The following is an 11,711-nucleotide window of genomic DNA, read 5'->3' on the forward strand; positions in this document are numbered from 1 at the left end:
TCAGGCTCTCTGATGGAGTGGACCCAAACGCGAGGGTTGACGCGGCGGTGTCATCACATCCCGCCGTCGAGCTTCCGGACAACGGACAGTCGACCGCCAAAATGGTCTTTGCGCACTACTTCCCGCCGTATCCCCTTTCGATCGACAACCTACCGTCGGGCGAAGACTATTACGCCACGCAGTATCTCAATCCGAACGGTGAACGAGGTTCATACGCCGCATTCGGAGGGTTTCTTCGAGACCGACCGCAACCACGGCCTGTTTCAGCTGACCCACAGTGGAGGCAGCGAGATCTCGAAGATGAAGTGCGGCAGGCAATCGACGCGGGAATCAGTGGGTTCTCGGTTGACATTCTGACGAAGTCGTCGAACCCGTTGTGGTCTTCGTCCGTTCCGTCCCAACTTCTCGCCGCTTCGGCTGCGGTTGATCCTGCGTTCGAAATAATGCTGATGCCGGATATGAACGGCGAACTCGGCACATTGGACCCCGCGAATCTGGCAGGCGAGTTGTCGCAGTACGCGTCATCGCCGTCGGTTTTTCGATTGACGGACAACCGGGTGGTGATTTCGCCCTTTCTTGCCGAGAAACACGACCCGGCGTGGTGGTCGCAGTTTCTCGAAATCATGAAGGCCCGCTACGGGATCGAGGTGGCCTTCGTTCCACTCTTCCTGAACTCCACCACGAATATGGATTCATTCGCGTCGATAAGCTATGGAATGTCGACGTGGGGTGGACGTACCCCTTCCTTCAATCCAGTGACGGACACCGGGATCGGCTCGCCACTGGATCAGGTGAACCGAGCGCACGCTCTCGGCAAGATATGGATGCAGTCGGTCTCGTTCCAGGATGCGCGTCCCAGCCAATCGGTTTTCGACGAAGCGCAGAACACTGGGAATCTCCGAAACACCTGGCAGATTGCGCGCGAATCGGATAGCGAATGGGTGCAACTAATTTCGTGGAACGACTACAGCGAAGGTACGGCGTTTGCACCGAGCGAGGGGCACGGTCGTGCGCTGCTCGATTTGAACGCATATTTTGTCGACTGGTTCAAGACCGGAACGGCACCGGCGATTGCACGTGATATCGCGTACGTCACCTATCGGAACCAGCTGTCGTCCGCGCAACCCGCACTACCCTCGGTATCACCGATGATTCTGCGTGCGGGGTCGTCCCCGGTTCGCGACACGATCGAGGTTTTGACCTTCTTGGTCGAAGGTGCCGAAGTGAAAGTTACGGTCGGCGGTACGACGACCACGTGCAGTGCCGATACAGGGATGGACATCTGCACGGTTCCATCGGCGGTCGGCGCCGTCTCGGTCAGCGTGGTTCGAAACGGGGCGGAAGTGGCTTCGGCGAAGGCACATTCAGACGTCGTGTCCACTCCTGCGGTTCAGAACATGGAGTACCTGGTCGATTCGAGTTTTGGACGATAATCAGCAGTCCGACGGCGGTGACTCGCCTCTGAAGCGCGCTTGGAGCCAGACTGCGGTCTCGGACCCCGGATCCAGATTATTGTGAGTTTGGCCTGCCCTGACGATGTGCTGCACCGAATCGCCGAACGCACAGGCATTGTCGACGGCCTCTTGCACCCACTGCGGGCGGATCGTCTGATCAGCGTCGCCGTTGATGACCAAGAGTGGTCCTCCGGCCGGACGCTGCGGAAGGGCGATCGATATGAGCCAGTCGCGCAAGACTGCTCCGGCCTCGTCGGAGTTCGGCAGGGTATCGGCGGGATTCAGTCGTGATGCTTGTTCGCCGCGTTCTTTCAACACCGGACCCGCACATGCCAGCCACATCGCAGAGTTGCTCGCCAGCGCGCCGTGTAGGTAGTTGCCTGGATCGGTGCCGGGTCGAGCGATGGTCAGCCCAGATACTACGTACGACATCATGATCTGCTGTTCATGCGTCAGCCACTGCGACTGGGCCAAGTCGGCGAGCTTGGAAAGATCTGCCGCCGGAGCCAGCGCTACCGATCCGACAAAATTCAATTCGGGCGCGTAGAAACCGGACAACTCTGCCGCCGCCCATGTCGCCTGCCCGCCGATCGACACGCCGAGTCCTGCCCATTTCCCGGACGTGTCCGGGACCATTTCTCGCGCCGCGCGAACTCCGTCGATCAGGTTGAATGCGCTGGTGTTCGGATCGAGGTACGGGTTGATGCCGCCTGCCGGACCCAATCCTTGGTAGTCGGTCATGACTGCGACGAACCCAAGTTTCATCAAAGGGACGATCGTGCTCGCGTAACCCAGGAGATTCGGGTACATCGAAGGTCCGCACTCCGCAGTCACTCCCGTTGTGCCGTGACCGACGGTGACAACAGACCGCCCGCCGGGTGGTGGATCGCCTTCCGGAACGAAGACGACTCCAGACACGACCGTTGAGCTTCCGTCCATACCTGAAGTTGATCGGTACGTGATCTGGTGGGCAGTCGCGCCCACGTCGGCGATCAGTGGATCGATTTCGTCGAACGCGGACGCACTTTCCAGTTTGCCTCTGGCCGCGACGGCGTCGGCGCTGATCGAGGGAAGAGGTACGGACGTAGGAGTCGGTTTTGAGGGCCTTGTGTGGGCAGTGCAACCGGTCAGAAGCGCCACGGTTGTCGCTGCAACGACTACAAATACTTGGGACGACGTTGTAATTCCGTCCCGGGTAGACGTGCGCATCATGCTCCGAGTCGCTCCTGATCGCGCTTCGACACGGCGAGTTTTCGGTCTCCGAACGCATCGAGTGCAGAGGCAACTATCAACCGGCGGACGCGTTCTCGCGAACTGCGATGGAACAGGTTGTGATCGCCGGAGCCTGAGAACAAGACCTGTGGAGGATTCCTCGATCTCGAAAGACGCGCTATACCTCGTCGGCCTCTGTTCGCCTCGAACCACGCTTCGTCTTCCGGCGAGAGTGACACTGCAGTTTTTGTCCCGCGGCGGGTCAAGGTCCGAAGCATCGACTCGGGGGCATTGACCAATCCGAGGAAACCGAGACCGAGCCACACCGGGTAGGGGACGTACCGCTGAGCTCGTCGTCCGGAATTGCGAATTGTTCTGGCCACGAGGAAAATTCGGTTTGCAACGTCAGACTCCATTGCATCGACGTGTGCTTTCTTCACTGGTGGTCGACGATTGTTGATCGACCAGTTCACTATGTTGAGAAGCACCACGGACCTTGCGCCGCGCTGGCTTGCTGCATAGGCGCCCATCCATGCGCCGGAACACATTCCGACGTGCATCCGGCGGGACGGCGGCACGTCGAGAGTGTCGACGAGATCCAACACATTGCGGCGCGCTTCCGGAGACACGATGGGCGTGCTCTCGTCGGTGCAGACCGTGCCGCTGTCTCCTGTGCCCATCCTGTCGAAGCGAATCGAGCGAATACCGTGCGAGGCGAGAGTTCGAGCGGACTCGACCCACAGTCTCGCCGGCCCGATCCGGTGCTCGTTCGCGGTGCTGTGAAAGATCGCTGTGGCAGCGTGGCTCGCGGTCGTGCGGGATGCGGTGGAGATTGCAAATAGTGATCCGGTGGACCGTCGTTCCAATATTTCCCAGACTTCTTCGCCGTCGTCAGCCGTCGCGACATGCGCCGCCGACGTGATCTCTGGATCGACGGAAGTCTTGTCCTCGCCGAATTGTCGCGACACCCAACTCGAAATCCGCTGTATGTCGTGCGTAGGCACCGAGAGTACGAAACTGCTGGGGGAAACGAACTGATTCTGGCGTTCGACGAATATGCGTTCAGCACCGGATCGCTCGAGCATCCGTACCACGCGGGGCGAATCAGCGAATTCAGGGCGAATCGCGGCGAGGACTTTTGTCGACGAACTCGGATCGAACGTGCTGAGGTCAAGTCCGGAAAGGTCATTCACCGCTGCGGAAGCCAGCAGGCCGCCGACGATCGATGTGCAATCGTCGTGGTGGGGGTCGTCGTCGACCGAAACGCGGTACAGCGACGTCAGTTCTCGAACATAGGCCCTACCGGATATGACCGGATCCCACAAGACCATCGCACGTAGGTCGCCAAGTGTATCTACGGTGGACGCGGCCAGTAGGGCCCCTGCACGCAAACCTGCGACGGCAACGGACTCGATACCTGTGCGCCGCACGTACGAAACGGCTGCTGTCACGCTGGCCTGCCAGTGCGCAACTGCTAGCGGGTCATCCTGCCGACCGGATGAATCTCCTTGTCCCTCATAGTCGAAACGAAGAGCGAGGAATCCGTGCTCGGCAAGTTCTTGGGCGAGTTGGCGCAGTCCCCGATAAGCGCTGATGTGTTCCTTCGCGAGGGGTGGACATATGACCACGGCACCGCGCACGGCAGCATCCGACGGCAGGTGAACCGAGGCGAACAGTGCCCCATCACCAGGGCCCGGAATCCACGTGTCGATCGTGCGAATCCCGGTCGGTGTCTGGCGGTCGCGGAGGCGCCGGGTGGTGATCGCCAGCAGGGTGGGGTTGGGTGCGTGTAGTGCGGACATCACGGTTGTCATGTTGGCCATCGATTTGTTCAAGGACCTCTCCACACATTGATTCGGCCTGCCAGTTTCGCGTAGTTCTCCGGTTTCCAGAGGATCCGGTAAACTTCCCGCTACAGATAACATACCGCAAGTATGTTTTGCGGCGGATGAACAGTGCAAGAGTTGGATATGGGGGTGCGTACAGCGATGGATCCAGTGTTCGGTGCGTCGTTGGGCGCTGCCTCGGTTCGTATTGTTCGGGCCGACCCCCAGCCGGAAACCGGATCCACGAGCGGTCGATTCCTGACTCGGACTGTAGATGCATACGACGCCTCTCCGGTCCGGACAGCCGCGATTCACCTAGTTGCTGCGGTTCGCGGGGACACGTCACGGATGGTCATTTCGGTTCCCGACGAGCGGCAGAACGTAGCGCTCGAATCAGAACTGCGTGCCCGAGGTATCGAGGGCGTTGTCACGGTGCCGGAAGCGGTTGCCGTTGTCGCGTTGGTACGGACTTCGGGTGCGGCCGAAGGTTTTCGGTTACTTACAGTTCTCGATATCGGTCGAACCGGAGTGACTGTCTCGATGATCGAGATCGGGACCGCGACAACCATCGCGTCCACGCGGTCGACGGCACTCGCCGGTGACAGGCTCGACGGGGTTGTCGCGGAGTTACTTCCGGCAACCACTGTTGATGCAGCCCTCGACGCTGATTCAGCGTTCGACGCCCGCGAAGTCAAGGAGTATCTCGCCAGTGGGTCCCGTCGTGCGCAGGTGATGCCCGTTCCCGAATCCATGTGCATCCGTTTCGATTCGGTTGTCGAGCGTGAAGTCGAAGACACGCTGATGGTGATTCGAGAAGTTGCGGCACGAGCTCGGTGTGTCCCTGACGCTTTGGTTCTCGTCGGAGGAGGCGCCCGAATTTCACTGGTGGAGAAGATACTCGCGCGGGAGTTTTCGGTACCGGTGATCAGGCCGGCCGAGCCCGAGCTCGCCTCGGCCAAGGGCGCAGCATTGATAGCCGAGGTCTTACATCAGGAGCACCCCAGCTCGGAAGTCGCGGTTTCGGACGTCGCGGTTTCGGCAGTCTCCGACTCGGAAATCGCAACGGATACTGTAGAAATGTCTTCCGATCAGGCCGTGGTGCACAGCGTCGGTGAAACCGAAGAAGACACCGAATCGGATTCGCTACCTGCTGGTGGGCTTGGGAGGATGCAAATCCTTGTGGGCGTCGGGTTCTCGATGGTTGCGCTGACCAGCTTCCTCGCGTGGGCGGTGCTGCGCCCGTTTTCGGATCCTGCACAGGCGGAACCGCCGCAGGCGCAAACAACGGCAATTGTCGCGCCGGTACCTACCTCCGACTTGCTGCCGCCGACCACGACCAGAGCAATCGATCCACTGACCGAGCGGAATCGGGCACCGGTCAATTTGGTGCGTTCGTGGAGGTACTGAACACAGAGACTCGCGTCAGGTGAACAGTTGGGAACTCCAGTCCTTGCCGTCGGCGAGACCGCCGGGGCAAGCGAAGACCGCAGAACCGACGTGCTGGATGTATTCGTTCAGCGCATCGTGTCGTGAAAGGTTTTGCTGCATCGGAATAAACTGCTCGACCGGATTCCGGCAGTACGCAACGAAGAACAGTCCCGCGTCCAGGTGGCCGAAGCCATCGGAGCCGTCCGTGAAGTTGTATCCGCGGCGCAAGATCTGAATCCCACCGAGTTCCTCGGCAGAGGCCAGGCGCACGTGTGAATCCTCCGGGATGACGAAGTCGTGTCCCATTTTGGAATCGAGATCGAGCTCGTCGAACTCGTCCTTGCCACCGAGCGGCGCTCCGCTCCGTTTGGAGCGGCCGATGACGGCTTCCTGTTCCTTGAGTACTGCGCGATCCCACTGCTCGATCAGCATGCGGATTCGTCGGGCGACGAGGAATGATCCGCCTGCCATCCAGGCCTGATCGTCAGTGGGATCAACCCAGACGTGCTGGGCGAGTGCGTTTGGATCTTCCGCCTTGATGTTGGCTGTTCCGTCCTTGAACCCGAACAGATTTCGTGGTGTCGCCTGCGTCGTCGAGGTCGAGGATGTTCGTCCGAACCCGAGTTGCGACCATTTGACCGACGCGGTCCCGAACGCGACTCGCGCGAGGTTGCGGATCGCATGGACGGCAACCTGGGGGTCGTTGGCGCACGCTTGGATGGCGATGTCGCCCCCGCTGCGATTCGGATCGAGGTTGTCCGCACGGAAGTGGGGGAGATCGAGCAGGGCAGCAGGTTTCTTGTTTGCGAGACCGAAACGGTCGTCGAAAAGTGACGGTCCGAATCCGATGGTCAGGGTGAGTTGCGACGGCGCGAGATCGAGTGCCTCACCCGTGTCGCTCGGTGGTGCATACGGACCGTCGCCGGTCGCTCCGTCCTCGGTTGCTTCCTGACCCGCCGTCATTCGTTCGGCCATCGCCGTCCACGTCTGCAGCAGCGTGATCAGTTCGTCGCGCGACTTCGTCGTCACATCGAAAGCGACGAAGTGCATACGATCCTGGGCCGGCGTCGTGATGCCTGCCTGATGCTCGCCGCGAAAGGCGACCACGTCTGCGTGATCGTCGCCGGAACTCTCGTCGGCGGTCACCCGCCCGATGACGGCACCGGCACCGGCCAGGACGGCGCCGGCCCCCACGGCGCCGAACAGTCGGCGCCGTGAGACTGCGTGCGGTGCTGCGTTTTCCGCAGCGGGTGTGCCTTCTGGTGAATCAGTCATCTACTGTCCCGCGACTACTTCCTGGACCTGGCTGACCTCGGCGGACAGTGCATCGATTTTACGCGAGAGTTCCTGACGCTGCGCCTCGGTGACGGTGTCGTAGTACACGAATCCGTCGCCGACCCGGAACTGCGCCAGCGCAGCGTCGAGGTCGGCGAATCGGTCAGCGATGCGCTGGGCGAGCTCGGGATTACGTTCCTGCAGGATCGGGTTCAGTGCCGCGATCGCCGCTTGCGAGCCGTCGACGTTGGCCTGGAAATCCCACAGGTCGGTGTGCGAGAAGATGTCTTCCTCACCGGTGATCTTGGAAGTCGAGATCTCGTCGAGCAGTCCTTGGGCGTCGCCGGCGATCTTGGTTGGATCGATCGTGTAATCCTCGGCATTCAGCTGGTCGGCAAGATACTGAATGTCTTCGAGCAGTTGATCGGCGACCGCGTTGGTATCCGGCTGAAGCCCGGTCACCCACAAATCCTTCTCGAGGCGGTGGAATCCCGTCCAGACCTGACCGGGCTCCAGATCCGCTTCGCGCAGGTCCAGCTTGGGATCGAGTTCGCCGAAGCTCTCGGCTTCGGGTTCGATGCGCTCGTAGTAGGTACGTGCGATCGGGAAGAGTGCCTTCGCCTGGTCGACGTTGCCGGACTGGACGGCGGCGACGAACTGAGCTGCGGTGTCCTGCAGCGCGACGATCTGGCTGCGGATGTACCTCCGGTAGCCGTCGGCAGCTTCGGCGAGTTGGCCGCTCTCGTCGGTGGCCGCCTGCGAATCGCCCGTGACGACGAAGTCCTGACGGATGCCGGTTCCGACCATGCCCGGCTTGCACGCGAGTTGATAGGTCGCAGCCTCGGGGAGGGAGACGATCAGCTGCCGGGTAAGGCCGGGGCCGATGTTCTCGACTTCGCCCATCGCTCGATCGCCCTCGGCGAAGACGTAGAACTCGGTGACCTTCGAGCCGTTGTTCGTCACCTGGAACGTCGAACTGCCAGTGGTTCCAGTGGTGGCACTGACGTCACACGAATCGTCGGTGGCCGTGACGACGATGTCGCCGTCGCTCGCGGTCGTCTTCTCGGTGCATGCGGCGAGGGAGAAGGGAAGTACCGCGGCCGTGGCCAGTACGAGGGTGGATTTACGCATGTCGGCAATGCCTCTCAGGATTTTTCGGGAACGTGTGTGTCGTGCGCAGGCGGGGTTGTCGGTTCCGATGGGCTCGACGGAAGGGGACGTAGGAAGAGCGCGAGGACGACTACGAGGTAGACGACCCATGCGACGGCTTGCAGGACGGTCGGGTCCGGGCGGAAGTTGAAGATTCCGGCGAGGACGGTGCCGTACCAGGTCGACGGGTCGTAGCCGGGTGTCAGGTTGAACGCGAGATTCGAACCGCCCGGCAGGACGTTTCCGGTCTGCAGAGCGCGAACACCGTACGAGAGGATTCCGGCGGCTACGACGATGAGGAAGATCGCCGTGTACCGGAAGAACGTCGTCAGGTTGAGACGGAGGGCGCCGAAGTACATGGCGACGGTCAAGACGGCGGCCAGGAGAATTCCGAGGAGCAGTCCGACCAACGGCCAGGAGCTGCCTGCGGTGTTCTCGGCGTAACCGACCATGAGCAACGCAGTCTCGACGCCTTCACGACCGACCGCGAAGAACGACAGCGACAAGATGGCGACGGGTCCGGCGATCAACGCCTTCTCCATCCCCGCTTTCAGATCTCCGGAAATGTTTTTGGCGGCCGTGCGCATCCACAAGACCATGATCGTGACGATGACGACGGCGATCAGGGAGGCAACGCCCGCGATGATCTCTGCGGTCAGGCCGTCGACCGTCGACGTTCCGTAGTGGATCGCGAAGAAGATGATCGCCACCATCGCGACGGCGATCGCGACGCCGAGCCACACCCATTTCAGTGCGTCCTTGCGCTGGGCCTTCACGAGGTAGGCGGCGAGAATCATCACCACGATGCCCGCTTCGAGGCCTTCGCGCAGACCGATCAGGCCACTGCCGAATAGCTGGGTGGCAACTGATGGTGTGCTCGCGGCAGCGAGTACCGACACGGGCACGGGCGACTCCTGACTGAGTGAGTGCAACAGCTTCTGACGAACGCATGAGGCTAGGCCAGCCTTAACTCAGAAGAAGATACTCCATCATCGACGGCGAACCATGCTCTCACCTGTACTTTTGCTGTTCTTTACCAATGGATTCGGGAGTAGTTCACTCGCATGTGGATGATGGAGGGGTGTACCGAACTCCCACAGCCCGCAGAAGTCCCCGGCGTCTCTCGCGAGCCGTAGCAGCAGTAGCTGCCGGAACAGCTTTGCTGGGCGCAGGCGTCGTGGCTTGTGGATCGAACGAACCGAAAGTAGCCATTCCGGAGGGCATACCCCCAGGTACCGGCTCTCCGACGCCGCCGATCGACATCAATGCTCCCGGCCGCAGTGCTGATCAACTCGCCGACTGGGCAGCGGGATTGTCGGACGACATCGGGATCGGGACGACGGCACTCGAGGCCTACGGGTACGCCGCTGCGGTGATGGCCGAGACGCTTCCCGGCTGCGGAATCGGGTGGACAACTTTGGCCGGTATCGGCAGCGTCGAGAGCCGCCACGGGACCTACGACGGCTCGTCGGTCGACGCGTTCGGCCAGGTTGCTCCGATCATTCGGGGAATCCCTCTCGACGGTGGCCCGGGAGTTGCCGAGATCCCCGACACCGACGGCGGGGCGATGGACGGCGATCCAGTGCACGACCGTGCGATGGGGCCCATGCAGTTCATCCCCGAGACGTGGCTCAAATGGGGAGTCGACGCCAACGGCGACGGCCGGGTGGACCCCGACAACATCGACGACGCTGCCCTCACGGCCGCCCGCTACCTGTGTGCACGCGGGGGAGACCTCACTTCCGCTGCCGGATGGCAGCAGGCACTGATGGCGTACAACCTCTCGGGCGACTATCTCGCACTCGTTCGTGATCGTGCGTCGGCGTATTCAGTCGGGGTACGGCCGGACTGACGGTGATCGATCCGCAGGTCGGACCCGTGACCGCGCGTCGATAAAGAAGCCTTCGGCCCGTGCGGTTAGGCTGTGTGCTGGCACTACAGAGGTGCTGGCACTGCAGAGGCCCAGCCGCGATCGTGGTCCTCTTTCGACCGGAGGGGTCGGAGCCCAAGTGTCAAGCACGCAGAGCGTGCCCCAATGCGAAGCCCATTCGAAGGAGAACCACACAGTGGCCAGTATTGAGCAGGTCGGAGCTCGCGAGATCCTTGATTCCCGTGGTAACCCCACGGTTGAGGTCGAGGTTCTGCTCGAAGACGGAAGTTTCGCCAGGGCTGCGGTGCCGTCCGGCGCTTCGACCGGTGAGCACGAAGCCGTCGAACTGCGCGACGGTGGCGCACGCTACGGCGGAAAGGGCGTCGAGAAGGCCGTGGAGGCTGTGCTCGGCGAGATCGCTCCTGCCATCATCGGCATCGACGCAACCGAGCAGCGCACGGTCGACCAGGCGCTGCTCGACGCGGACGGCACCCCGGACAAGTCGCGTCTCGGCGCAAACGCTCTGCTCGGTGCCTCGCTTGCCGTGGCTCGCGCCGCCGCCGAGTCCTCGGGCCTCGAGCTGTTCCGCTACGTCGGTGGCCCCAACGCTCACGTTCTCCCTGTCCCGATGATGAACATCCTCAACGGTGGCGCGCACGCAGACACCGGCGTCGACGTCCAGGAGTTCATGGTTGCTCCCATCGGCGCACCGAGCTTCAAGGAATCGCTGCGCTGGGGCGCCGAGGTCTACCACTCCCTGAAGTCGGTTCTCAAGGAGAAGGGCCTCTCCACCGGTCTCGGCGACGAAGGCGGATTCGCGCCCGACGTCGCAGGCACCAAGGAAGCACTCGACCTCATCACGATCGCCGTGAACAAGACCGGCCTCAAGCTGGGTACCGACGTCGCGCTCGCTCTCGACGTCGCTGCCACCGAGTTCTACACCGACGGCACCGGCTACAAGTTCGAGGGCAAGAACCGCACCGCGGCCGAGATGGCGGCGTTCTACGCCGAGCTCATCGACGCCTACCCGCTCGTTTCCATCGAGGATCCGCTCGACGAAGACGACTGGGACGGCTGGGTCGCACTCACCGATCAGATCGGCAACAAGATCCAGCTCGTCGGCGACGACCTCTTCGTCACCAACCCCGAGCGCCTCGAAGAAGGCATCGTCAAGGGTGCGGCCAACGCACTCCTGGTGAAGGTCAACCAGATCGGCACCCTGACCGAGACCCTCGATGCCGTCGATCTCGCTCACCGCAACGGCTACAAGACGATGATGAGCCACCGTTCCGGCGAGACCGAGGACACCACCATCGCCGACCTCGCGGTTGCCGTCGGCAGCGGCCAGATCAAGACCGGTGCTCCGGCACGCAGCGAGCGCGTTGCCAAGTACAACCAGCTGCTGCGCATCGAGGAGAACCTCGGCGACGCAGCACGTTACGCCGGCGAGGTTGCGTTCCCGCGCTTCGCTTTCGAGGCCTGACGGAAATCTAAGAT

Annotated in this window: 9 protein-coding genes; 4 read left to right on the forward strand and 5 right to left on the reverse strand. The window is 61.9% G+C overall.

The annotated features are described in order from the left end of the window. Positions 1 to 47: 47 nt before the first annotated feature. Positions 48 to 1,433, forward strand: a complete 1,386-nt coding sequence (locus AC1Q61_RS10745; RefSeq protein WP_308251933.1) for a glycoside hydrolase family 71 protein — start codon at positions 48 to 50, stop codon at positions 1,431 to 1,433. Here the strand turns inward: AC1Q61_RS10745 and AC1Q61_RS10750 are convergent, their stop codons facing one another. Further along, a complete protein-coding gene (locus AC1Q61_RS10750; RefSeq protein WP_082238945.1) occupies positions 1,434 to 2,666 on the reverse strand; it encodes a lipase family protein in 1,233 nt (410 codons plus the stop codon). Then, a complete protein-coding gene (locus AC1Q61_RS10755) occupies positions 2,663 to 4,501 on the reverse strand; it encodes a serine aminopeptidase domain-containing protein (RefSeq protein WP_168422010.1) in 1,839 nt (612 codons plus the stop codon). Before AC1Q61_RS10755 ends, AC1Q61_RS10750 begins: the two co-directional genes overlap by 4 nt. Before the next feature lie 135 nt (positions 4,502 to 4,636). Between AC1Q61_RS10755 and AC1Q61_RS10760 the strand changes: the two genes are divergently transcribed. Then, entirely contained in the window at positions 4,637 to 5,899 is a 1,263-nt protein-coding gene (locus tag AC1Q61_RS10760) for a DUF7159 family protein (protein ID WP_007728833.1), read from the forward strand. 15 nt (positions 5,900 to 5,914) lie between these two features. On the opposite strand, the gene efeB is transcribed toward AC1Q61_RS10760, so the two are convergent. Genes efeB through efeU form a run of 3 tightly spaced genes read right to left on the reverse strand, consistent with a single transcriptional unit; the run spans position 5,915 to position 9,243 of the window. Beyond that, positions 5,915 to 7,195: an iron uptake transporter deferrochelatase/peroxidase subunit gene (gene efeB / locus AC1Q61_RS10765; protein ID WP_050654537.1), complete on the reverse strand. Its 1,281-nt coding sequence runs from the start codon at positions 7,193 to 7,195 to the stop codon at positions 5,915 to 5,917. Further along, on the reverse strand, positions 7,196 to 8,326 hold the full coding sequence (gene efeO / locus AC1Q61_RS10770) for an iron uptake system protein EfeO (protein ID WP_003946291.1): 1,131 nt from the start codon (positions 8,324 to 8,326) through the stop codon (positions 7,196 to 7,198). A gap of 14 nt (positions 8,327 to 8,340) precedes the next feature. After that, positions 8,341 to 9,243, reverse strand: coding sequence for an iron uptake transporter permease EfeU (gene efeU / locus AC1Q61_RS10775; protein ID WP_003946279.1), 903 nt, complete (start codon positions 9,241 to 9,243; stop codon positions 8,341 to 8,343). Positions 9,244 to 9,383: 140 nt separating this feature from the next. On the opposite strand from efeU, the gene AC1Q61_RS10780 reads away from it, so the two are divergent. Both AC1Q61_RS10780 and eno read left to right on the forward strand, forming a co-directional pair. Further along, positions 9,384 to 10,196 (forward strand): lytic transglycosylase domain-containing protein, encoded by an 813-nt coding sequence (locus tag AC1Q61_RS10780; protein ID WP_030536268.1) that lies wholly within the window; start codon positions 9,384 to 9,386, stop codon positions 10,194 to 10,196. 214 nt (positions 10,197 to 10,410) lie between these two features. Then, a complete protein-coding gene (gene eno / locus AC1Q61_RS10785; protein ID WP_003946309.1) occupies positions 10,411 to 11,697 on the forward strand; it encodes a phosphopyruvate hydratase in 1,287 nt (428 codons plus the stop codon). Positions 11,698 to 11,711: the final 14 nt, after the last annotated feature.

Source organism: Rhodococcus sp. MPR-R1B, assembly GCF_058793255.1.